19 protein-coding genes are annotated in these 22812 nt (G+C 60.4%); 9 read left to right on the forward strand and 10 right to left on the reverse strand.

The features are described 5' to 3' along the window. Positions 1-124: 124 nt before the first annotated feature. The 4 genes from AAN986_RS02815 to motA all read right to left on the reverse strand — a co-directional run bounded on the left by AAN986_RS02815 (position 125) and on the right by motA (position 3195). On the reverse strand, positions 125-739 hold the full coding sequence (locus tag AAN986_RS02815) for a protein phosphatase CheZ (RefSeq protein WP_016449290.1): 615 nt from the start codon (positions 737-739) through the stop codon (positions 125-127). A gap of 10 nt (positions 740-749) precedes the next feature. Continuing rightward, positions 750-1136, reverse strand: a complete 387-nt coding sequence (cheY, locus tag AAN986_RS02820) for a chemotaxis response regulator CheY (RefSeq protein WP_012202534.1) — start codon at positions 1134-1136, stop codon at positions 750-752. Positions 1137-1260: 124 nt separating this feature from the next. Beyond that, positions 1261-2310, reverse strand: coding sequence for a flagellar motor protein MotB (motB, locus tag AAN986_RS02825; protein WP_047219440.1), 1050 nt, complete (start codon positions 2308-2310; stop codon positions 1261-1263). Positions 2311-2334: 24 nt separating this feature from the next. Beyond that, the gene (motA, locus tag AAN986_RS02830) at positions 2335-3195 is read right to left on the reverse strand and encodes a flagellar motor stator protein MotA (RefSeq protein WP_047219439.1); all 861 of its coding nucleotides are present in this window, start codon (positions 3193-3195) and stop codon (positions 2335-2337) included. 318 nt (positions 3196-3513) lie between these two features. On the opposite strand from motA, the gene AAN986_RS02835 reads away from it, so the two are divergent. Both AAN986_RS02835 and AAN986_RS02840 read left to right on the forward strand, forming a co-directional pair. Then, a complete protein-coding gene (locus AAN986_RS02835; RefSeq protein ID WP_047219438.1) occupies positions 3514-5160 on the forward strand; it encodes a CDC27 family protein in 1647 nt (548 codons plus the stop codon). A gap of 5 nt (positions 5161-5165) precedes the next feature. Then, positions 5166-6392, forward strand: a complete 1227-nt coding sequence (locus AAN986_RS02840) for a DegT/DnrJ/EryC1/StrS family aminotransferase (RefSeq protein ID WP_082138153.1) — start codon at positions 5166-5168, stop codon at positions 6390-6392. A 176-nt stretch (positions 6393-6568) separates the two neighbouring features. Here AAN986_RS02840 and AAN986_RS02845 read toward each other — a convergent pair whose 3' ends face one another. From AAN986_RS02845 to AAN986_RS02860, 4 genes are all read right to left on the reverse strand, one after another. Beyond that, entirely contained in the window at positions 6569-8692 is a 2124-nt protein-coding gene (locus AAN986_RS02845) for an FkbM family methyltransferase (RefSeq protein WP_349335565.1), read from the reverse strand. A 79-nt stretch (positions 8693-8771) separates the two neighbouring features. After that, on the reverse strand, positions 8772-9497 hold the full coding sequence (locus tag AAN986_RS02850; RefSeq protein ID WP_047219436.1) for a class I SAM-dependent methyltransferase: 726 nt from the start codon (positions 9495-9497) through the stop codon (positions 8772-8774). 11 nt (positions 9498-9508) lie between these two features. Next, positions 9509-10525 carry an ATP-grasp domain-containing protein gene (locus AAN986_RS02855; protein WP_047219435.1) on the reverse strand — a complete coding sequence of 339 codons (1017 nt, stop codon included), beginning with the start codon at positions 10523-10525 and terminating at the stop codon, positions 9509-9511. A gap of 115 nt (positions 10526-10640) precedes the next feature. Then, entirely contained in the window at positions 10641-11894 is a 1254-nt protein-coding gene (locus tag AAN986_RS02860) for a flagellin (RefSeq protein WP_047219434.1), read from the reverse strand. A gap of 379 nt (positions 11895-12273) precedes the next feature. Between AAN986_RS02860 and AAN986_RS02865 the strand changes: the two genes are divergently transcribed. The 7 genes from AAN986_RS02865 to AAN986_RS02895 all read left to right on the forward strand — a co-directional run bounded on the left by AAN986_RS02865 (position 12274) and on the right by AAN986_RS02895 (position 20145). Further along, complete coding sequence (locus AAN986_RS02865) at positions 12274-13443, forward strand: flagellin (protein ID WP_349335566.1); 1170 nt, start codon at positions 12274-12276, stop codon at positions 13441-13443. Positions 13444-13646: 203 nt separating this feature from the next. Beyond that, complete coding sequence (locus AAN986_RS02870) at positions 13647-14816, forward strand: flagellin (RefSeq protein WP_349335567.1); 1170 nt, start codon at positions 13647-13649, stop codon at positions 14814-14816. Between the two features lie 323 nt (positions 14817-15139). Further along, positions 15140-16300, forward strand: a complete 1161-nt coding sequence (locus AAN986_RS02875; protein WP_349335568.1) for a flagellin — start codon at positions 15140-15142, stop codon at positions 16298-16300. Positions 16301-16503: 203 nt separating this feature from the next. After that, positions 16504-17664 carry a flagellin gene (locus AAN986_RS02880; protein ID WP_349335724.1) on the forward strand — a complete coding sequence of 387 codons (1161 nt, stop codon included), beginning with the start codon at positions 16504-16506 and terminating at the stop codon, positions 17662-17664. Positions 17665-17976: 312 nt separating this feature from the next. Then, complete coding sequence (gene fliD / locus AAN986_RS02885; protein ID WP_047219518.1) at positions 17977-19353, forward strand: flagellar filament capping protein FliD; 1377 nt, start codon at positions 17977-17979, stop codon at positions 19351-19353. 66 nt (positions 19354-19419) lie between these two features. Continuing rightward, on the forward strand, positions 19420-19833 hold the full coding sequence (gene fliS / locus AAN986_RS02890) for a flagellar export chaperone FliS (protein ID WP_047219519.1): 414 nt from the start codon (positions 19420-19422) through the stop codon (positions 19831-19833). Between the two features lie 12 nt (positions 19834-19845). Further along, positions 19846-20145, forward strand: a complete 300-nt coding sequence (locus tag AAN986_RS02895) for a flagellar protein FliT (RefSeq protein ID WP_047219520.1) — start codon at positions 19846-19848, stop codon at positions 20143-20145. A 156-nt stretch (positions 20146-20301) separates the two neighbouring features. Here AAN986_RS02895 and AAN986_RS02900 read toward each other — a convergent pair whose 3' ends face one another. Next, on the reverse strand, positions 20302-21594 hold the full coding sequence (locus AAN986_RS02900) for an HDOD domain-containing protein (RefSeq protein ID WP_016449306.1): 1293 nt from the start codon (positions 21592-21594) through the stop codon (positions 20302-20304). 21 nt (positions 21595-21615) lie between these two features. Further along, the gene (flgL, locus tag AAN986_RS02905; RefSeq protein WP_047219521.1) at positions 21616-22812 is read right to left on the reverse strand and encodes a flagellar hook-associated protein FlgL; all 1197 of its coding nucleotides are present in this window, start codon (positions 22810-22812) and stop codon (positions 21616-21618) included.

A 22812-nucleotide genomic window follows, 5' to 3' on the forward strand; every position in this document is an offset into this window, starting at 1 on the left:
GGCGCTTATGCGCTGTCTGGGGTGTGGTGCGGCAGGCAGCGGCACGCCGGCAAACCCTTGCCCCGCAGCGGGAAGGGTTGCCGTGCAAATGCAAATGCAAAGGCGCATGGCGCCCCGGGGTGTGTCAGAACCCCAGACTGGCCAGCAGATCGTCCACCTGGGACTGTGAAGTCACCACATCGGGTGTCTTCTCGGGATCGACCACGGGGCCGGCCAGGTGCTCCTTGGGCTTTTCCAGCGGCTCCAGCGCCGTCTGCTGCGGGTTGGGCGAGGTCTGGATGAGCAGCTGCACCAGCTGGTCCTCCAGGTCGGCGGCCAGCGACACCACGCGGGCGATGACCTGGCCCGTGAGATCGTGGAAGTCCTGGGACATCATGATCTCGGTGAGGTGCTCATCGGCCTGCTGCGTGTCCTGCTCGACCTCTTCGAGGAAGTTCATCACCCGGCCCTTGGCCACGGCCGCCACGGGATCCTCGACCAGCTGCGCGCGCATGGCGCGCACGCGCTCGGCCAGCCGGTCCTGCTGGCTCTTGGCCAGCTCGACACGGTTGAGGACCTTCTCGGCGGCCTCTCCGGTCAGCCGCGCAATGTAGGAAAGGCGGCTTTGCGCATCCGGCAGCTCTCCCATGCTGCCGCGCAATCGGTCCGCATAGCCCAGCTCGTTGAGCGAGTCATGCAGCTGGCGCGTGAGAACGCCTACCTTGTAGTGGACGCTGTCGGGGACATCCGGGTTGCTCATGGCGCGCGCCCTACAGGCCCAGCTTTTTGAGGATCAGGTTGACTTTCTCTTCCAGCGTGGCCTTGGTGAAGGGCTTGACGATGTAGCCTGCCGCACCGCCCTGGGCCGCTGCCACGATGTCCTCCTTGCGGGCCTCGGCCGTCACCATCAGCACGGGAAGGTGCTTGAGTTTGTCGTCCTGCTTGATTTCGGTGAGCAGCTGGAAGCCGTTCATGTTCGGCATGTTGATGTCCGTCACCACGAAATCGAACTTGCTGTTGCGCAGCTTGTGCAGTGCCACGACGCCGTCTTCGGCTTCATCGGCTTCGGGAAAGCCGCTCTCCTTGAGCAGATTGCGCACGATGCGCCGCATGGTGGAGAAGTCGTCAACGATCAAAAAACGCAGGGCATTAGCCACGTGAGGCCCTTTCGGTCGGTAGGTGCTCGGTACTGGTAAGAATCCGCCGCGATGGTAACAATATGAAACCTTCTTGGCGCAATGTGGGAATTTTCCTGCTTTTCGGCAGCATCGGGCTCAAACCTTAATTTGTTACACGATCAGGTGACGCGGGCGCCGAAGGGGCGGCTGCGGCTGCGGCTGCGGGCGCGGCGGCAGCGGGCTGCGCGGCAGTCTCGCCGGCCGTGGCTTCGGCTGTGGCTGCATTCGCGGTGCCGCCGCTGCCGCCGGCCAATGACGGCGGCAAGGCGTTGCGCGTCACGGGCCCACGGTGGCCCAGCAGGCGCTTTTCGGCCTCCTGCGTGAGCACGGTGATGGTGATGCGCCGGTTCTGGGGCGCGCGCGGATCGTCGGGCAGCAGCAGGTCGCTGCTGGCCAGGCCCGTGATGCGTGCCAGCTGGTTCAGGGGCATGCCGGCGGCCACCAGCTCGCGGCGCGAGGCGTTGGCGCGGTCGGCCGACAGCTCCCAGTTGCTGTAGCCGCGGTCGGCATTGCCGTAAGGGGCCGCGTCGGTGTGGCCGGACAGGCTGATGCGGTTTTCCGCGCCTGCCAGCGCCGCGCCCACCTCGCGCAGGATGTCGCGCATATACGGTTTGACCAGGGCGCTGCCGCTGTCGAACATGGGGCGGTTTTGCTCGTCCACGATCTGGATCTGCAGGCCGTCGGGCGTCACGTCGGTGCGGATCTGCGAACGGAATTCGTTCAGGCGCGCATTGCTGGTAATCATCGCGTCCACCTTGGCCTTGAGCGCCTTGATGCGGTTGGAGTCCACCTGGGCCTGATCGGCGCGGCCCGAATCGACGCTGGTGCGCCGGTTGGAGCTGTCGGCCGCCTCGGAGCGCCGTACCTGGCCGTGCACCTTGGCCAGGTCGTTGCCGCCGCCGGGAATCACGCTGGAGCTGTTGCCTGCACCGTCGCCGCCGGCCATCGCCACCTTCAGCGGCGAGGAAAAATACGCCGCGATGCCCTGCAGCTCGCCCTTGGCCGTGGAGCCCAGCAGCCACATCAGCAGGAAGAAGGCCATCATCGCGGTCACGAAGTCGGCATAGGCGATCTTCCAGGCGCCGCCGTGGGGCGCATGCGCAGTCTTCTTGACGCGCTTGATGATGATCGGCTGTAACTTTTTCTCTGCCATGGCTTGACGCTGCTGGGTGCAGGATTACTTCTTGCCCTTGACGTGGGTTTCCAGTTCCAGGAAACTGGGGCGTTCGGTAGAGAACAGCACCTTGCGGCCGAACTCGATGGCGGTGGCGGGGTTGTAGCCCTGCATGCTGGCCAGCAAGGTGGTCTTGATGCACTCCAGTTCCTTGGCGGCGTCCTGGGCGCGCTGCTCCACCAGGCCGGCCATGGGCTCCACCAGCGCATAGGCCAGCAAGATGCCCAGGAAGGTACCGACCAGGGCCGAGGCGATCATGCCGCCCAGGACCGAAGGAGGCTGGCCCACCGAGCCCATGGTGTTCACCACACCGAGCACGGCGGCAATGATCCCGAAGGCGGGCAGGGCGCCGGCCAGGCGGGTCAGTGCGTTGACGGGGGCATGGGCCTCGGCGTGGTGGGCCTCGATCTCGCTGTCCATCAGCGACTCGATCTCGTGGGAATTGAGATTGCCCGACACCATCATGCGCAGATAGTCGGTCAGGAACTCCACCACATGGTGGTCCGCCAGCAGCTCGGGGTACTTGGTGAAGATGGGCGACTCGTTGGGTGCCTCCACATCGCCTTCGATGGACATCAGGCCCTCCTTGCGGGCCTTTTGCAGAATCTCGTACAGCAGGGCCATCAGCTCCATGAAGCGGGCCTTGGTGTAGCGCGAACTCTTCATCACGCCAGGGATGGCCTTGGCCGTGGCCTTGAGCACCTTGGGCTGGTTGCACACGATGAAGGCGCCGATGGCGCCGCCGCCAATGGTGATCATTTCAAAAGGCAGTGCCTTGAGAATGACCTGGACGTTGCCCCCGTGCAGCACATAGGTGCCGAAGATGCAACCGAAGGCGACGATGTATCCGATGATGACAAGCATGGGAGTGGATTGTGAGCGCGCGCGGTGGCGTCGTTGGGAAGAAAAGCCGGGTGATTGTTTGTTAGATCGGCAGCTTGATGAGGGGATGTAGGGGGAGTTTGCGGAAAAGCCTGGCTGCGACGGCGGGCAGGCTTGTCACGGACACGTCTGATGCGTTCGTTCTAGGGTGGGAATTGCGGGTGTCGTGGCCGCTTATTCGCAGGCTTGATTTATGGGGCCCCATGCTCCAATGGCCGTGCCGCTAAGAGATGCCGGCCGGCCCGGTTGGACTGGCCAACTGTAGATCTCAGGCTCTGAAACCTCCTTTCCCAGCTATCTATGTCCTCCATTCTTTCCAGCGAGAAACCTGAGCAAGCGTCGGACGAGCTTCTCGATCTCCCTCAGATCCACCAACTGATCCACGACCATCAGTTTGTGCAGGCACTGACGGCCTTGATGCAGCGTGTGGCAAGAGATATGGGCAATTCCAAACTCTGGCTGTTCATAGGGCTTGCCTATACGCGAATGGGCCACTGGAAGCCTGCCATCGGTGCGCTGGAGACTGCCGTACAACTGAACCCCCAGGAAGACCAGGCCAAGATGCTGTTGGCCCTGGCTCTTTTCAGCCTGGGTCGCCAGCAAGAGGCTTGCGAATTGATCGACAAGGTGGTCAAAACTAGCAGCACGAGCCCGCAGTGGATGATGCGGGCTTACTTGCACTCCCATACCGGACGGGATCCCATGAAGGCTCTGGAAGTAGCTCGCGACTGGGGTCGACGCTTTGCCGACCCACTTACGCGGCAGGCCCGGCCTTTGCCGCTGCGTGACCGTAGCCCTCGCAAGAAGCTGAAGATCGGTTATGTGACCGCCGACTTCCGTGAGCATTCGGTGGCATTTTTCATGCTGCCCGTGCTGCGCAATCACGACCACGAGAATTTCGACATTCACGTCTACTACAACGGCCCTTGGGACCATTTCACGCCGCAGCTGCGTGCCTTGGTGCCCCATTGGGAGGATGTGATGGAGCTGTCGGACGAGGCATTGCACAAACGGATCTGCGCCGACGGTATTGATGTGCTGGTGGATCTGTCTGGCTACACCCATGGACATCGCCTTGGTGTCTTCGCCCGACGCGCGGCGCCGGTGCAGGTGACATGGCTGGGATACCTGCAGACGCTGGGCATGAAGGCCATGGACTACCGGCTGGTTTCTCCGGACATGGTCCCAGCGAGCCAATCCTCTTTCTATGCGGAGAAACTGTTCCAGCTGCGCTACTCGTCCAGCTACGCACCTCCTGCCTATGCCCCCCTATGCGAGCTGCCACCGATGCTGCGCAACGGCTATCCCACGCTGATCTCGCTGAACAATTCTGCAAAGATCACAGACGAGATACTGGCCGTTTGGGCGCGCATTCTCGAGATGCGCCAGGACGCTCGTCTGATCATCATGGTCAAGGAGTCTGACGCCAACGCAGCTCAGGCCGGCATGCAGCCTCGCGTGGAGGCGGCAGGAATGCCGCTGGAGAGGGTGTCTGTGCTTCACCAGCAGCCGTTGAACCAATTCATGGAGCTGGGACATATTGCCGACATCATGCTGGACACCGCCCCCATTTCCGCAGGAACCACGGCCTTGCATGCGTTGTGGATGGGGCTGCCCATCGTCACCATAGATGCCCAGCGAGGTGTCGATGCTTCTGGTGCAAGGACATTGCAGGTAGTCGGTGCAGGGGGCGAGATTGTCAAGGACAACGAAGCTTATGTTCAGGCGGCGCTGGCTCTCATGGATGACCCGCAGCGCCTGCAGGCGATGCGCAAGACCATTCGTGAACAGATGCGCGGCTGCGGCTACATGGACTATGCCTCGCGGACGGCTGATCTGGAAAAGGCGTTCCGCCTCATGTGGCTTAACTGGCTGCGTGGAGACCGCAATTCCTTGAGCGTGGACGTCGATCTTGACGCCCTGGTGCAGGAAATCGAAAAGGAGTGACGACCATGTCCGCTACCGGCTTGAACGATTGGGTGCCCCTTCTGCGTCCTGAGCTTCCCAGCCCGCAAATGATGCTGCCGTGGCTGGAGCGCATGCATGCGGCACGGCAATACTCCAATTTCGGTCCCTTGGTGCAGGCCTTGGAGTTCGAGTTGGCCGGTCACTTGGGAGTTACAACGGCCCAGGCGACCACGGTGGCCAATGCCACGCTGGGCCTTGAACTGGTGCTGCAGGCACTTGATCTGCCGCCGGGGTCGCGGGTGCTGCTGCCGGCCTTTACCTTCGTCGCCACAGCCACGGCTGTGTTGCGTGCGGGCCATGTGCCCGTGCTGTCTGACGTGGACGCAGACAGCTGGATGCTTACTCCCAGCCTGGCCCGGCAAGCCTGCGCGCAGACACATGTGGACGCAGTGCTCCCGGTGGCGGCCTTCGGCATGCCGCATGACATGGCTGAATGGCAGTATTTCGAACAGACGACTGGGCTGCCTGTGGTCGTCGATGCGGCCGCAGCTTTCGGCAGCCAGCAATTGAACGGAGCACAGGGCACCTTGGTCTTCAGCCTGCACACCACCAAGAGCCTGCCCGCCGGCGAGGGTGGCTTGATCGTCTCCACCAAGCCAGGCTTGGCCAAACGTGTGCGCCAGCTTTCTAATTTCGGCATCAATCTTGATGCGGGTTCCAACGTGCCTATTGGGGCGCTGACCCTTTGCGGCTCCAACGCAAAGATGAGTGAATACCATGCAGCCATAGGTTTGGCTTCGCTACAGACGTGGAGTGGGCAGGCAGCCTCAAGGCGGGCGCTGATGACGGACATCATGGCCGCGCTGGATATGGCCAGTGGAGGCCAACTACGTTGGCAGACCCAGGGATCAGGTGGACCCTTGCTCGCACCCACTTCGCTTTGCGTGCGTCTCCCGCAAGAAGCTATGCGCACTCAACTCGAGCGCCTCTGTCTGGAGGCCCGTATCACCACGCGTCGCTGGTATCAACCCTTGCTGCAGCATATGCCGGCGTTGCAGCAGCGCTGCCATACATTGCCTTCGCCAAATGCCTTGGCTATTTCTCAGACCCTGATAGGCCTGCCTTTTTTTCTGGGCATGACGCAAGAACAATTTGCGAGGGTCGAGGAGGTGGTTGGCAGTGTTTTTACGCCAGCATCCCTAAGCCATGCAACTCAGGGAGTTCAGAGCCTGGCATCTGTCTCTCTGGCGCAGCCTGGTCGAGTCATGTGATACCGCGCGACATGCGTGCTACGCCTCGTTCCGGACCCTTTTGCGGCTTTCTCGGGCACGTGGAAGTGCATACGCTCTAGGGTGTCTCAAGTGGGCAGACGAGGGCCAAACTGGCCCCCGCTCGTTCTGCCGTATTCTTTTGGATGCAGGCTGATGCCTTGCCTGCATCTCATGGTTCAGGCTTCCGTTTGCGCCTGTTTGTACAGGCTTGTGTGCACCGCGATCATGTCCATTTCATAGCGGTAAAAGACGTATCCCTGATTGAGCAGCTCCGATTGAAGTAAATCGAATTCCTCCGCTTCGAGGTTGACAACCTCGATATTTATTGCGGATGGACGGTACTTGCTGAAATCCAATTGCTTGAAGACCTTGTAGTCGAACCCTTCAGTGTCGATCTGCAGTACGTCAATGCACGGAAGCCGATGTTTCTCCAGAACACTCATCAGTGGATAACACTGGACAGGCTGTTTTTTTACATATTGTCTGTAGTTGTCAAGCTTGCCGTCGACAAAGGTTGACATGCCTTTAAGCCAGTCCGGGAGCTGATGTTTCTTGATGACTTCTGGCTCTACGCGGTAAAGCGTCTTGGTCTCCTTTTTATCGGATATTGCAATATTTTCGAAAATCAGGCCTTTGCAATCACGATAGCTGGACTTGAGGCTCTGCATCATGTCTGGAAGCGGCTCGATAAGAATACCTTGCCAGCCAAAATTCTTCACATATTTGTGGATGGGGTCGTAGCTGACGCCGTCCATTGCGCCCACCTGTACGAACCTAACTGTTTCCTTGCTCTTGCTTAGATAATGGAAGATGTCTTCCAGTTTCCCAAGGTATATGCCCTCATATTTTTCCAGAAGATATTTTTTGTATTCATCGTACCGGCTGGCCCCGGACTTCATTGTCGTGACTGCCCAGTACAGAGAGTCGGCAGTATGGTTGATGTCCACCAGTGTGGAGGCCGGGGGCGCCCAGATTTGTGCGGCATCCCCTGAAACTTGATCCATGCACGCGGACAAGGCCATCTGGTCCAGAAACCATACATGGTTGCTTTTTTTCAAGTTGTTTTCGATGAATCGCGCGACCTCTCTGATATAGCTGCTGGCCGCAGTGCTATTTTTCAGGTATACAAAACCCGCAGGGACCTCCTCCCAGAATGGGACGGCATTGCTGCTGCCATATATGATGTCTGCTGTCAAATCAACGTTGCCAAGCCAGGTCGTCCAGGATTTTCGGAAAAGCCCATCTGCATCCACCACGATCAGTGGTGCATTCAGTCGTTGGAGCACCTGGTTTGCCGCAACAAACCTGCGGCTTGCAAAATCCACACGTATCTTGGTCGCATCCGTGCGAATACGTTCCTGGGTAGCTGTGATATGCAGTTCTGGAAGTGCTTGATTCAGCTGCTGCGATTTCCAGAGAACACTGGGATTGGGATTGTAGAGATGGAGGTGGACATCCATTTCTGCGGAATTGGTTTCCTGCAGTGAATAGATGAGTGCCAAAGCATGATCGAAGAAATAGCGTTCGTCGCAGGCGATCAGGACCACGGGCTTTGCCTGACGACTGGGTTCAGGTTCTATAAACCAGTCGATTGCTGTGGACGACGCTTGTGCAGCCTCTTCTTCGGCTGCGAGCGTGGAAAAGTCCATGGGTGTTTCGGGCAGACCTCCCAGCTTGTACATGCAACTCATAGCCATCAGGGTGACCAGGGAGTTTTGAGATTCAAGCTTGTTCTCTATGAGATCCGCCAAGTAGGGTAATGCCTTTTCATAGTCCTTGTCCATCATGTGGATCATGGCAAGGATCTTCTGGAAAGTGCGGTGCTTTTCAGCGATGATGGGGCGCTGGCGTGCGATGTCTAGCACGGTTTGGATGTCGCCGACGCGAAACAGCAGTTGGGCGGCAATGGTGAGGTAGTGGTCGTTCGGGTCCAGAGTGAGGACCTTCATCAGTCCTTCCCATAGCGCCTTGGCGTAGGATGGTGGGAACTTTTGCTGTATGCCGTTGTTGTTTTTGTCCAGAGCCATATTGGCTTGGCAGATCAGCACCAGCAGCATTTTCAGCGCCTTGTCCTGATTTTCCCCCAAGCCTGAGGGAGTGCTCAGTAAATGATCCAGCAAGCGGGTGACATCACATGAGCCGGTCTGGACCAGATGCATGATAACGTCCTTGGATATGCCTCCTATGGCCGGGAAGCTGAAATCTTGGCTCAGCGTGTCGCGGTAATATTGGTGCATTGCTCCTGCGGCATACGTTGTGTTGGACGGTGCTGCAGAGGGGCTAGGGTGGGATGGGTTCATGCGATTCATGGATGGTTGGCTGCTGGCTATATGCAAAGGCCATCAAGACCTGGCAAGAATTGGACGTAAACCGTGTGATTTAGGCAGCGTGCCTGGGTGTGCCTACACAAAGCAGACGTTCGCTGCTGTTCAGGTATTGCATTCCGGAAATCTTCAAGTAACTCCGAAGGAGAAGGGGGTGGGTAATGCCCATCTTGATCAGCCAATCCTCATGGCGGCGCTTGCCTTTGCCTACAGGAATAACCTGCACATCATCACACACCTCGCTCATCAATGCAGTGAGGTCTTCCACATGAAAGAATCGCACATCATAAAGTGGATCGTCTTTTTTCAATCTGTCGAAATAATCCACGAATTGCCGGTTGTGTGCATTGTGAACAGTCGCAAACATGCGTTTCCCCGTGATGCGTGCTTGTTCTTGGGCAAGTTTCCTGATGTTCTCATCAGAAAAAAGCACCCAGAATCCATTGTGATAACTGACATCAAAGAATTGGTTATCAAACGGCATCTCAAATGCACTCATCTGGTGTATTTTCTCTTTAAACTCCGGAAAATTGGCCTTGGCGCGTTCGATGGATTCTCCAGAAAAATCCATTCCATGGCAGTCCAGGCCGGCGCGCCGGAGCGCCGCCATGTCACGGAAGCTGCCTGCCGCCATTTCCAAGATCTTTCGCTCGTCCGAGTGCATCAACGCACGCATATAGTGTGCATGCCGGAGATCTTTTTGATAATGGTCGAAAATCGTGGACCACTTTGAATCCCAGGCAGATGCTGTGGATGTTTCGTCAAGGTTCTTCAGCTGCATAGAGGAGAGATTCAGCGGCTTATGGTGGCTGTGTAGTGCCGGGTGATGATCGGAGAGTCCAGCGGTGGATGGAATTCCTCCAGAGTCTGGGCGTCGGAGGAAAAGCAGGCTAGATGGTTTTTGACCATGTCATAGCCAAACATTCTGCTGAAGCCGACACCGGCGGAGAATCGGGGATTGATATCCATGAGCAGCGAGGAATCCCCGGAAGGCTCTTTTTCTTTGCCGGATGCGTCCGGCCAGAGAAATTCAATGTTGATGCAGCCGTTGGTGTCCAGGCGCTCTGCGACTCTTTGGGCGAGCGCGCACAAGTGAGGGGCTGGCATCATCTGCACCGTGGTGCCTGCGCCGTTTGACGTGCGCAGCAACTCGACTCGGCTGGCGGCGGCCCACTTGCCTGTCGAGCGTTGGCGAACGATATCCACCACGCAGACCCTACCCGCCAGAAGTGGCTGAATGATGTAGGGCTGGCCTTGGTATTTGGTTCGAAAGTGCTCAAGGTCGCGGACATCGTCCAGCCGCACGAGACCTTCGCTGCTTCTGCCCAGGCGTGGCTTTGCAATCAGCGGGAAAGGCAATGCATCTGTTCCCGCATCCATAGGCAGCCAAGTGGGAATCACTGGAATATCACCCGCCTGCACGCACTGCTGGTATGCCAGCCACTTGTCCCGGCAGGCCTTGATGGCATGGGGTGGGGCGATGCATAGGGTGACGCCCTCGGCGGCCAGTACCGTCTCGAGGTCCGACAAGACGTCAACTTCAGGATCGGTCAGGGGGAGGATATGCGTGACGGTATGCTCGCGGCATATGAGGAGCAAGGCAGCGAGGAAGGCTTCACGCAGCGAGGCAGGCGGCACCTGATGGAATGCATCCACTAGACAAGCGGCATGAATCCACGCGGCTGGGCTGGCGTTCGTGCCCACGATCGAGCATCCGGGAATGTCGCGAAGCGACGCGATCACCGCAGCGGCTGAGAGCGAGCCGATGGCCGTGACCAGATAGCAGGGTTTTCTTTGTGCGGCGTCCATGGTGTGGGTAAGCCCAGGCGCATGGGCCGTGAGGTCATGACCGCATTTTGGCGACGGCTGGACTGTTTGCGGCGGTCCGTAAGGCTGGCACTACGGATCCGCCTCTTGCTTGAGATCAGCCCTGCAGAAGCTTCAGAACGTTCTGGGGCAGCTGGTTGGCCTGCGCCACCATGGCCGTACCCGCCTGCTGCAGGATCTGCGTACGGCTCAGGTTCGCCGTTTCCTTGGCAAAGTCGGCATCCACAATGCGGCCCCGGGCGGCAGACAGGTTTTCCACCTGGATGTCGATGTTGTTGACCGCGTTTTCAAACCGCGTCTGCATGGCGCCAAGGGTGGCGCGTGCGCTATTGACCTGATCTACAGCGCTGTCGATCTTTTTGAGCGCGACCCAGGCGCCTGCCTGTGTCGTCACGTCGATGTCTTCAATGCCCTTGTCATCGAGGATGGAAGAGGTAGCCGTACCGCCGGCGATGCTGAGGTCGACCGTAGACGCGCCCGTCAGCTCCGTAGTAAAGCCCCCAAACTCCACTGCCACGGGTTGACCATTGGCGTCGAGCTTGCCGGACATGATTTCCACTTTGTAGTTTTCGGTGCCATCTATCTTGGTCAGATAGGCCGTGACGCCAGTGTCGGCAGACTTGTTGTTGATGGCCGTCACGATCTGGCCCAGGCGTTCCTGGCGGTTGCTGGCAGAGTCGATTTGCTCCAGCGGCACCACGGTGGCGTTGGGTGTCGTGCCTACGGTGACGGATAGAGTGCCAGCGGCAATCGCGTCGTCATAGTCCGAAAGCGTGGTGTTGGCCGTGGTGTTGGTGGTACTGACTGCCGCAGCAGAAGAGGAGGCGAACGACACCGACGACAGTTGGGAAGAGCGTGTGTCTGCCAAGGCGCCCAGTGTCACGTTGTCGCCAGAGTTGGCCCCGACCTGGAATACCGCACCGGCAAAGCTACCGTCCAGAATTTTTCGACCGTTGAAGTTTGTCTGCTTGGCCACTCGGTCGATTTCCGCGGACAGCTGGCTGACTTCAGCCTGCAATGCCTCACGGTCGCTTTTGCTGTTGGTGGCGTTCGAGGCTTGCACAGCCAATTCACGCATGCGCTGCAGCATGTCGCCCACCTTGCCCAGTGCGCCTTCGGCCGTCTGCGCCAGCGAGATGCCGTCGTTGGCATTGCGTGCGGCCACGGTCAGGCCTCGTACCTGCGTATTCATGCGCTCCGAGATGGCCAGGCCGGCTGCATCGTCCTTGGCGCTGTTGACACGCAGGCCCGAAGACAGGCGCTGCATGGTGGTATTCAGCGAACTGCCCGAGAGGGCCAGGTTGCGCTGTGCGTTGATCGAAGCAAGATTCGTATTGATAGTGGCGGCCATTGCTGTTTTTCCTTCAGAAAAGGCAGGTTGCATCGCATCGCTACAGAAACCATGAGCACGGATGAGCGACAGGCAACGCTAGCGATGGGCTATTTTTCAATGAGGGGCCTTCGCTCATATCGCAGATAAGCGTGCGTTTTGCCCCTTATTCCCGGGCTTCCGGCGTGTGCCGAAGCCCCGTTCGGCCCATGCCTGCCCTTGCCAACACAAGCAAGGCCCACAAAAGCCCTAAAGAACTCCTGACGCGGCCCGATAACAGCTTTGTACGGGGCAGGCCTGCAGGCGACAAAGCTGGCAGCAGTGCACATAGACACGGCCGCAAGCCCCGGCAAACCAAGCAAATTCTTCATCCTTACCGTCAGTTCCAAAGGACCCGATCATGGCAATGACCATCAACACCAACGTCGTCTCGATCAACGCGCAGCGCAACCTGGGCCTGTCCGGCAGCTCGCTGGCCACGTCCATGCAGCGCCTGTCCTCGGGCCTGCGAGTCAACAGCGCCAAGGACGATGCAGCCGGCCTGGCCATCTCCGAGCGTATGAGCACTCAGGTGCGTGGTCTGGCGGTGGCCTCGCGCAATGCCAATGACGGGATTTCTCTGGCGCAGACGGCCGAAGGCGCACTGGGCAAGGTGGGCGACATGCTGCAGCGCATGCGCGAGCTGTCTGTTCAGGCCTCCAACGCCACCAACAGCAAGAGCGATCGTGAAGCGCTGCAGTCCGAGCTGGTGCAGCTGCGTGACGAAGTGGACCGTGTGGCCAAGACCACCACGTTCAATGGCCAGAAACTGCTGGAGGGCAGCTTCTCCGGGGGCGTGTTCCAGGTGGGTGCGAATGCGGGCGACAACATCACGGTGGGCGCGCTGGCCAACATGAAGGTGGCCGACCTGGGCAACTCTGCCTACAGCACGGGTTCGATCAGCGGCACTTCCGTGACGCCCGCAGCTGTTACTTCGGCTTCGGTGAGTATCACCATCCAGGGAGCTACCGCTTCGGCCGTGGCCACGATTGAGGCCGATCCCAACGCAACGCAGACGGAGCTGACGGGCCGCACCATTGCCGCCATCAATGCCAAGACCGCTGACACCGGCGTGACGGCCTTCCTCAGCGAGGACGGCACGACGATCGATCTGCGCGCTACTGCCGCTCCGACGGGCACTACAGGCACCACAGCATCCATCACGGTCGGCGCGGCTGCGGCGACGAATCTGACGGCCATCACGACAGCTGCCGGCAAGGGCATCGACAAGGTGGACATCTCCACGCAAGCCGGTGCTTGGGAAGCCATGCAGCGCATCGACAACGCGCTGGACAAGGTCAACTCCGCACGCGCCGACCTGGGTGCCATCCAGACCCGCTTCGAGAAGTCGATCGAGAACATCGACTCCATGAACGAGAACATCTCTGCGGCACGCGGCCGCATCGTGGACGCCGACTTCGCCAAGGAAACGGCGAACCTGAGCCGCACGCAGATCCTGCAGCAGGCTGGCACGGCCATGGTAGCCCAGGCCAACCAGCTGCCTCAGCAAGTGCTGAGCCTGCTGAAGTAAGAACAAGGCCTGGACGGCGGTGGCTCGCTGCCGTCCGGGTCCGGAACTTGAAGAACGCATGCGAGGCTTGGCCATAGCGGCGTTCTTCTTGCAAGAACGGGTAGCCGGAACTGCCTGGAAACGGGTGCCGGGAAGGCGGATGCAGAAAAGATCGGCCGGCCGGATGCCAAAGAAACGAGCATTTGAAGAAGGGGAATACCACTATGGCTATGACCATTAACACCAATGTTGTGTCCATCAACGCACAACGCAACCTGGGTCTGTCTGGCAGTTCGCTGGCTACCTCCATGCAGCGCCTGTCTTCGGGCCTGCGTGTCAACAGTGCCAAGGACGATGCAGCCGGCCTGGCCATCTCCGAGCGCATGAGCACCCAGGTGCGCGGCTTGGCCGTGGCCTCGCGCAATGCCAACGATGGCATCTCGCTGGCACAGACGGCTGAAGGCGCGCTGGGCAAGGTCGGCGACATGCTGCAGCGCATGCGCGAGCTGGCGGTGCAGTCGTCCAACGCGACGAACAGCAAGAGCGACCGTGAGGCGCTGCAGTCGGAGCTGTCTCAACTGCGTGATGAGGTGGACCGTGTGGCCAAGACCACCACGTTCAATGGCCAGAAGCTGCTGGAAGGCAGCTTCACGGGTGGCGTGTTCCAGGTGGGTGCGAACTCTGGCGACAACATCAGCGTGGGCTCGTTGGGCAACGTGAAGGTCGACAGCCTGGGCAACTCCTCGTACAGCGTGGGCTCGATCAGCAGTTCCGCCGTGACGCAGGCGTCGGTGACGTCCGCCTCGGTGAGTCTCACGATCCAAGGTGCCACCGCCTCTGCCGTGGCCACGATCGAGCAAGACGCCAATGCGACGCAGACCGAGGTGACCGGTCGCACCATCGAAGCCATCAACGCCAAGACCGCTGATACCGGCGTGACGGCCTTCCTCAGCGAAGACGGCACGACGATTGAGCTGCGCGCCACGGCAGCGCCGACGGGCACGACGGGCACGACCGCATCGGTGGCAGTCGGCACGGCGGCTGCAACGAGTCTGACGGCCATCACAACCGCTGAGGGCAAGGGCATCGACAAGGTGGACATCTCCACCCAGTCTGGCGCGTGGGAAGCCATGCAGCGTATCGACAACGCCATCGACAAGGTGAACACGGCGCGCGGCGACCTGGGCGCACTGCAGACCCGCTTCGAGAAGGCTGTGGAGAACATCGACATCCAGAACGAAAACATTTCCGCAGCGCGCAGCCGGATCACGGATGCCGACTTTGCCAAGGAAACGGCGAACCTGAGCCGTACGCAGATCCTGCAGCAGGCTGGTACGGCGATGGTGGCCCAGGCCAACCAGCTGCCCCAGCAGGTGCTGAGCCTGCTGCGTTGATGGAGGAGCTTGCTGGCGCCGTCTCGATGAGGGCCAGCGCTGGCAAGCTTGGATGAGTTTGCTTTTTGATGGCAGCCCTGCTCGCGCATGGCTGCCTTTTTTATTTCAGATCGCACTGTCATTCGCCGTGCGTGGCGATTCCTGCACGAAGAGGTGTCGATGCAAGAAAGCGCTAAAGAACTATCGCCATGGCCCGATAACACATTTGTACGGAGCAGGCCTGCAGGCGACAAAGCTGGCAGCAGTGCACATAGACACGGCCGCAAGCCCCGGCAAACCAAGCAAATTCTTCATCCTTACCGTCAGTTCCAAAGGACCCGATCATGGCAATGACCATCAACACCAACGTCGTCTCGATCAACGCGCAGCGCAACCTGGGCCTGTCCGGCAGCTCGCTGGCCACGTCCATGCAGCGCCTGTCCTCGGGCCTGCGAGTCAACAGCGCCAAGGACGATGCAGCCGGCCTGGCCATCTCCGAGCGTATGAGCACTCAGGTGCGTGGTCTGGCGGTGGCCTCGCGCAATGCCAATGACGGGATTTCTCTGGCGCAGACGGCCGAAGGCGCACTGGGCAAGGTGGGCGACATGCTGCAGCGCATGCGCGAGCTGTCTGTTCAGGCCTCCAACGCCACCAACAGCAAGAGCGATCGTGAAGCGCTGCAGTCCGAGCTGGTGCAGCTGCGTGACGAAGTGGACCGTGTGGCCAAGACCACCACGTTCAATGGCCAGAAACTGCTGGAGGGCAGCTTCTCCGGGGGCGTGTTCCAGGTGGGTGCGAATGCGGGCGACAACATCACGGTGGGCGCGCTGGCCAACATGAAGGTGGCCGACCTGGGGAATTCCTCATACGCCTCCGGCACGGCCGCCATCGCTGGCATTTCAGCGACTGCAGCCGATGTCTCGGTCACCGTGACCGGAAAGCTTGGCAGCAGTACCTTCACCGCGGTGGCCACCGATGCCAACTCCACGGACAAAGAAACCGTGGGCAAGGTGATCGCCGCCATCAATGCCAAGACGGCCGACACCGGCGTGACGGCCTTCCTCAGCGATGACGGCAACACCATTCAATTCCGTGCCGAAGCGGATGCCGCTGGCGATGCCTCCGGCGTGGCTGTCACCATCACTGGCGCCACGGTGGGCGCGATTACGGCAACGACCGCCGCTGAAGGCAAGGGCATCGACAAGGTGGACATCTCCACGCAAGCCGGTGCTTGGGAAGCCATGCAGCGCATCGACAACGCGCTGGACAAGGTCAACTCCGCACGCGCCGACCTGGGTGCCATCCAGACCCGCTTCGAGAAGTCGATCGAGAACATCGACTCCATGAACGAGAACATCTCTGCGGCACGCGGCCGCATCGTGGACGCCGACTTCGCCAAGGAAACGGCGAACCTGAGCCGCACGCAGATCCTGCAGCAGGCTGGCACGGCCATGGTAGCCCAGGCCAACCAGCTGCCTCAGCAAGTGCTGAGCCTGCTGAAGTAAGAACAAGGCCTGGACGGCGGTGGCTCGCTGCCGTCCGGGTCCGGAACTTGAAGAACGCATGCGAGGCTTGGCCATAGCGGCGTTCTTCTTGCAAGAACGGGTAGCCGGAACTGCCTGGAAACGGGTGCCGGGAAGGCGGATGCAGAAAAGATCGGCCGGCCGGATGCCAAAGAAACGAGCATTTGAAGAAGGGGAATACCACTATGGCTATGACCATTAACACCAATGTTGTGTCCATCAACGCACAACGCAACCTGGGTCTGTCTGGCAGTTCGCTGGCTACCTCCATGCAGCGCCTGTCTTCGGGCCTGCGTGTCAACAGTGCCAAGGACGATGCAGCCGGCCTGGCCATCTCCGAGCGCATGAGCACCCAGGTGCGCGGCTTGGCCGTGGCCTCGCGCAATGCCAACGATGGCATCTCGCTGGCACAGACGGCTGAAGGCGCGCTGGGCAAGGTCGGCGACATGCTGCAGCGCATGCGCGAGCTGGCGGTGCAGTCGTCCAACGCGACGAACAGCAAGAGCGACCGTGAGGCGCTGCAGTCGGAGCTGTCTCAACTGCGTGATGAGGTGGACCGTGTGGCCAAGACCACCACGTTCAATGGCCAGAAGCTGCTGGAAGGCAGCTTCACGGGTGGCGTGTTCCAGGTGGGTGCGAACTCTGGCGACAACATCAGCGTGGGCTCGTTGGGCAACGTGAAGGTCGACAGCCTGGGCAACTCTTCTTACGCGACGGGCACGGCTTCGTCCACAGCTATTTCCGCCACTACTGCGGATGTCCAAGTTTCCATTACGGGCAAGCTGGGTACGGTCACCACGTTCACGGCTGTTGCCGTTGATGCGAACTCCACGGACAAGGAGACTGTCGGCAAGGTCATTAACGCGATCAATGCCAAGACCGCTGATACCGGCGTGGTGGCCTACCTGAATGAAGATGGCAGTACCATTGATTTCCGCGCACAGGCTGACACCGATGGAACCGCAACCGGTGTCGCTTTGACCATCACTGGCGCTACAGCTACGTTCACTGCCATTTCGACCACTGAGGGCAAGGGCATCGACAAGGTGGACATCTCCACCCAGGCCGGCGCGTGGGAAGCCATGCAGCGTATCGACAACGCCATCGACAAGGTGAACACGGCGCGCGGCGACCTGGGCGCACTGCAGACCCGCTTCGAGAAGGCTGTGGAGAACATCGACATCCAGAACGAAAACATTTCCGCAGCGCGCAGCCGGATCACGGATGCCGACTTTGCCAAGGAAACGGCGAACCTGAGCCGTACGCAGATCCTGCAGCAGGCTGGTACGGCGATGGTGGCCCAGGCCAACCAGCTGCCCCAGCAGGTGCTGAGCCTGCTGCGTTGATGGAGGAGCTTGCTGGCGCCGTCTCGATGAGGGCCAGCGCTGGCAAGCTTGGATGAGTTTGCTTTTTGATGGCAGCCCTGCTCGCGCATGGCTGCCTTTTTTCCTTTTGCGGGCGAGATACGAAAAAGCGCTCAAGTTTTCGCTGATCCTGCCGTCAAGCAGGCATGGGTCCCGGAGACCGTGCCCAGCACAAAGCGCATGCTGGCAAGGTCTCGTGCCGCTTTTCGGGCTTTTGACGTTCCAGCCTTCGTTCAGAATCGGCGGTATTCATTGGCATGGGCTTGTCCGTCCTGTGCCGTCAAGGAGCATGAAATGGCTATTTCCTCTATTGGTATCGGCAGCGGCCTGAAGGTCACGGAAATCATCTCCCAGATGGTTGATCTTGCGAAGAAGCCGTTGGATGGCCTGCAGACCAAGGCCAAGACCATCGATGCCCAGATATCGACCTATTCCAAGATCAAGTCGCTGACCAGCACACTGGCCGATGCTGCTGCCAAGCTGACACGTGACAGCGGCTGGAACGCAATGACCGTGAAGTCCAGCAACACGGCTGTATCCATGACGGTGACAGGCATCACCAGCCCCTCGGTTTACGATATCGGCGTGGGCCAGCTGTCGCGCGCTCAGACGTCCGTAAGTGACGCACGTGTGGTTGACTCCAAGCTGGGAACGGCGGGAACATTGACCATCGCCCAAGGCACGAAATCCTGGGGAATCGACTATACGGCCAGCGATACTTTGACGACGCTGGCTGCGAAAATCAACGACAAGGGTGCCGGCGTAAAGGCTGCGGTGATGCGCGATGCCTCCGGCAATGAGCGCCTGATGCTGACGTCCAAAGAGACCGGTGAGAAATCCGCTTTTACGACGACGGGACTGAATTTCACCATACCACCCGGACAGTCGGCCCAGAACGCCAAGATCACCATCAATGGGGTGGAACAGGTGTCTGAGACCGACAACTTCGACAACATACTGCCCGGGCTGAAGATTTCTGTGAACGAAATCACTACGGCAGGCAAGGATGCGCGCGTCTCGATCGCCAGCGACAAGGAAGCGATCAAGAAGAATCTGCAGGAATTCATTGATGCCTACAACGCGGTCAACGAATTGCTGTCCAGTTCCACCAAGAGCATGCGATCCGTGGATGGCAAGGTCACGGCCTCGACCAATCCCGACAACGAAAGCGAGGGCGTGCTCCAGGCTGACTCGTCGACGGTGAACCTGCAGAACGCCTTGCGCTCTCTGACGACAGGAACGGCCTCCAACGCGTCTGGCGCGTTCACCCGACTGGCTCAGGTGGGCATTCAGATGCAGCAAGGTGGTGCGCTGAAGATTACCGATACGACCAAGTTGGACAAGGCTCTGGAGTCGCCTGATGCCATCAAATCGCTTTTCGCCGCCAAATCCTCCAGCGACGGCACGGGCGGTGGCATCGCTGTGAATTTCAAGAAATTCACTGACGAGCTGCTGTCCTACGACGGCACACTCAACAGCAAGAGCGACTCGCTGAAAAAGAGATCGACAGCAAACCTGGATGAACAGAAAAAGGTCAACCAGAACGCTGCCACTCTGGAGGCACGGATGACGCGTCAGTACACGGCGCTGGACAAGCAGATGGCATCCATCTCCGCGCTGAGCACCTACATGACTCAGCAGGTTGCCAGCTGGAACAAGAGCTCCTCCTAAAAAAACATTTGATATTGGAGACCGGCTGTCGATATACAAGGCAAGCCGTTGATAAGGATGTCCCCTATGTATACCCCTGCTTTTTCCCGTGCCGCGAGCGCCTACCGGCAGGTCGGTGCGCAGTCTGGCGTGGAGAGTGCTTCACCCCACCGACTCATCCAGATGCTGTTCGAGGGCCTGTTGCAAAACCTCAATGCAGCGCGGGGTTCGATTCTGCGCGGAGAGGTCGAGGCCAAGGGCACCCAGCTGGGGCGTGCCATCCGGATTCTGGAAGAGGGTCTCAAAGGCGGTCTCAATCGTGAGCAAGGCGGTGAGTTGGCGATGAACCTGGGCGCCCTGTACGACTATTGCATCCAGCGTCTCACCCATGCCAACGTGCGCAACGATGCGGAGGCCGTGCAGGAGGTCGTGGCCTTGGTCGAGCCGGTTGCCCAGGGCTGGCAGGCCATTGCCACTTCGCCGGAAGCGGCTGCACAGTAACGCCATGCGTTTATGGAGCACACATTGATCGATTTCTATCGCGCCATAGAAGACAGCAGCGCCAAGATGCTGCAGGCGGCCCAGAACAAAGACTGGGAGGGAGTAGCGCGTTACGAAGGCACTTGCGCAGTCTTGATCGAGCAACTGCGCATCAAGGCCCATGACGAGCCGCTGGCGCCTGAGCAACGCAAGGAGAAGGCCCGCATCATGCAGCGCATCCTGCGCAACGATGCCCAGATCCGCACGCTGGCCGAGCCCTGGCTGGCACAGTTCGAGCACATGTTCGACGGTCAGCCCCACGCCATGCATTGAGCCATGGCCTGACGGCGGCAGCTGCATCTGCAGCTTCCTGCCGGACATGAAAAAACCGCCTGAGATCCAGGCGGTTTTTTCATGGGTGGAATCTGCGGATGGCAGCGGCCGCAGATCAGGCCGCAGGTTCGGCCGCTGCGGGTCGCCGTATATCGATCAGGCCGCCGGCGCGGGCTGCACCTGCAGTTCGCTGAGCATGCGCAGCAGGTTGCGGTTGACGTCCTCGATCTCGAAGTCGTTGTCTTCGCGCAGCTGGCGAATCGGTGCGGGATCGTCGGATTCCAGCGCAATGGCCATCATCAGGGCCGGCGCGTAGGGGCCGGTGCGCGTCACGGCCGCGTCGAAGACGCGTTCGGACAGCGGTACGCGGCGCAGCACGGTGGGCAGGGGCTCTCCCAGCAATTGGTCCAGCTGCGAGAACAGGCCCAGCAGATAGACCTCGCGCTGCAGGTCGTGGCTGATGCCGGCTTCGATCAGGCGTTCGGTCAGGCTGGCGCGCAACCGGATGGCGGTGCGCACGGGTATCAGGCTGGGCTCGGTGCAGGCGTGGGGCAGCTGGTCCGACAGCCAGCGCTGCAGCGTGCCGTAGCCCAGCATCACCAGGCCGCGGCGCAGCGAGTCCACATTGCCCCGCAGGCCCAGGGCCGCGGAGTTGGTGTAGAGCATGAAGCGATAGGCCAGGATGGGGTCCTCGCCCAGGATCTGCTCGAAGGCTTCCAGCGATTGCTCGGCATCAACGGCACGCATCAGCGCAAGCACGGTGTCGCGGCTGGGCAGGGCGGGGTGATGGCGCTGGGCATGCAATGCATCGGCCACGGGCCAGCCGGCGATGGCGCCCGCATGGAAGCTGTCCAGGCACAGATCGGCCAGGGCCAGGCTTTCCAGCCCTTCATACATCTGGCCGCCCAGCAGCTGCAGGGGGGGCAGGGTGGGGGCGGGCCTGGCGGCCTGCTTGAGGGCCTGGAGCTTGGTCGGCGCTTCGGCGGCCTGCGCGGCCTGCTGCAGCGCCAGAACGGTCTGGTTGGGCATGCCCGAGGCGCCTTCGGGCGGCAGGTGCAGCAGGCTGCTGGCAAACCAGTGGGCGGCCTGGGCATCGGGCACGTCGGACAGCGGGCCGCGCCAGACCAGCATCAGGCCGCGCGCATGGGCCTGGCGCACCAGGTCATAGATGGCGGAGTCCTGCAGCCAGTCGCCGCGTACCTCGATCCAGGGGCTTCCCTTGGAGGCGTTCTCCAGCAGGTCGCACAGCACCTGGCGGGATTGGGGCGACAGCAGCACCGGCGGCGACTGCGTGCCCCAGGTCTCGCGCAGTATGCGCAGCAGGTGGGCCACGTCGGCCTGGACGCCGGGCTCCTCGTGAAGATAAAGCTGCACGCCCGCCAGACGGCGGGCCTGGTTCCAGAGCGGCCTATAGCCGAGGGTCAGAGAGCTCAGGACGGACTGGACCATGGATGCATGCGCGGGCGGTTATCAGTTGATGAAGTTGAACAGTGACAGTTTCTGGATCGAGGCGTAGGACTGCAAGGCCGCCTGCAGTCCTACCTTCTGCATGTCCACTTCCGAGAGGGCCTTGATCATATCTATGTCTTCGGCGCGTGAGCGGTCTGCCTCGAGTTGAACTTCACGGTCCAGCAGGCCATCTTCAATGCGGTCGGCACGGTTGAGCAAGTCACCGGCCAGGCTGCGTGCCGAGTGCAGGCGGCTCATACTGGAATCGATCTCGGTCAGGCCTCGGCCAATGGCCTGGGTGAGTTCTGGCTTGGCGCTGCCGTCGGCGTTGGCTCCATTGCGCACAGCATCAATCACACGGTCGACCACGCTGAATACATCGGAGCGCGTGCTGTCCTGCAGCACGAAGCCGTCGCCCGCCTTGGGTGTTCCAGAAACAGTGACACGCATGCCCTGGATCTCGATGGCATCACCCGATTTGAAGGGGCTGAAGGTGGCTCCGTTGTCGGCACTGTATTGCAGGTTGCCGCTGGCATCAGTGGAAAATTTCACGGTGATGGGGCGTGTCGCTGCTGCGGCGGCGGCAGGATCGGTGATGGTGCCCACATCGGTCCAGAATTTTCCGCCACCGGCCGTGTCCAGGCTGACCTGGTAGACGCCGTTTCCTGTGGGAACGTTCATCCATGCGGCAGCGCCGTCGATGGAGTTGGCAATGCCGCTGTCGTTGCTGCCTGCCTGGCCGGGCTGGCCCACGAAGTTGTATCCCTGAATTGGCTGGTCGGCGCTGTCCAGGCCTCGGAACAGTGGCAGGCCATTGGTGTCTTTGCGATTGGCGTAGGCCACCAATTGCTCACGAAGGCTGGTCATTCTGGCCAACAGAGTGTCGCGAGATTGCTGATCGAATGAACCGTTGCCCGCGTTCACTAGCAAGTCCCGAAGCTCCTGCATGGCGGAGTGAGCCTCGCCGAGCGTCGACTCGGCATTGGTCATGATGTTGCGCTGCGCATCCAGCGAACGCTGGTCTGTTGCGGTGCGCGTCAGCCGGGTCTGAGCGCGCTCGGCCTGGGCCGCTGCCACGGGGTCATCGCTGGCGCGCAGCACGCGTTTGCCGGCAGTGGTCTTCTCCATCAGTTCCACGAGGTTGCTCTGGCGCGATGTGAGGTTGCGCACCGTGTTGTCGTACATGTTGGCCGTGCCAATGCGTGCGATGTTGCTCAT

The sequence above is a fragment of the Delftia sp. DS1230 genome (assembly GCF_040112715.1).
Classification (GTDB): domain Bacteria; phylum Pseudomonadota; class Gammaproteobacteria; order Burkholderiales; family Burkholderiaceae_C; genus Comamonas; species Comamonas tsuruhatensis.

Coding starts and splice junctions, on each gene's coding strand:
- AAN986_RS02815 (WP_016449290.1), bottom strand. CDS start 739: ATGAGCAACCCGGATGTCCCCGACAGCGTCCACTACAAGGTAGGCGTT.
- motB (WP_047219440.1), bottom strand. CDS start 2,310: ATGGCAGAGAAAAAGTTACAGCCGATCATCATCAAGCGCGTCAAGAAG.
- motA (WP_047219439.1), bottom strand. CDS start 3,195: ATGCTTGTCATCATCGGATACATCGTCGCCTTCGGTTGCATCTTCGGC.
- AAN986_RS02835 (WP_047219438.1), top strand. CDS start 3,514: ATGTCCTCCATTCTTTCCAGCGAGAAACCTGAGCAAGCGTCGGACGAG.
- AAN986_RS02840 (WP_082138153.1), top strand. CDS start 5,166: ATGTCCGCTACCGGCTTGAACGATTGGGTGCCCCTTCTGCGTCCTGAG.
- AAN986_RS02845 (WP_349335565.1), bottom strand. CDS start 8,692: ATGAACCCATCCCACCCTAGCCCCTCTGCAGCACCGTCCAACACAACG.
- AAN986_RS02850 (WP_047219436.1), bottom strand. CDS start 9,497: ATGCAGCTGAAGAACCTTGACGAAACATCCACAGCATCTGCCTGGGAT.
- AAN986_RS02855 (WP_047219435.1), bottom strand. CDS start 10,525: ATGGACGCCGCACAAAGAAAACCCTGCTATCTGGTCACGGCCATCGGC.
- AAN986_RS02860 (WP_047219434.1), bottom strand. CDS start 11,894: ATGGCCGCCACTATCAATACGAATCTTGCTTCGATCAACGCACAGCGC.
- AAN986_RS02865 (WP_349335566.1), top strand. CDS start 12,274: ATGGCAATGACCATCAACACCAACGTCGTCTCGATCAACGCGCAGCGC.
- AAN986_RS02870 (WP_349335567.1), top strand. CDS start 13,647: ATGGCTATGACCATTAACACCAATGTTGTGTCCATCAACGCACAACGC.
- AAN986_RS02875 (WP_349335568.1), top strand. CDS start 15,140: ATGGCAATGACCATCAACACCAACGTCGTCTCGATCAACGCGCAGCGC.
- AAN986_RS02880 (WP_349335724.1), top strand. CDS start 16,504: ATGGCTATGACCATTAACACCAATGTTGTGTCCATCAACGCACAACGC.
- fliD (WP_047219518.1), top strand. CDS start 17,977: ATGGCTATTTCCTCTATTGGTATCGGCAGCGGCCTGAAGGTCACGGAA.
- fliS (WP_047219519.1), top strand. CDS start 19,420: ATGTATACCCCTGCTTTTTCCCGTGCCGCGAGCGCCTACCGGCAGGTC.
- AAN986_RS02895 (WP_047219520.1), top strand. CDS start 19,846: ATGGAGCACACATTGATCGATTTCTATCGCGCCATAGAAGACAGCAGC.
- AAN986_RS02900 (WP_016449306.1), bottom strand. CDS start 21,594: ATGGTCCAGTCCGTCCTGAGCTCTCTGACCCTCGGCTATAGGCCGCTC.
- flgL (WP_047219521.1), bottom strand. CDS start 22,812: ATGAGCAACATCGCACGCATTGGCACGGCCAACATGTACGACAACACG.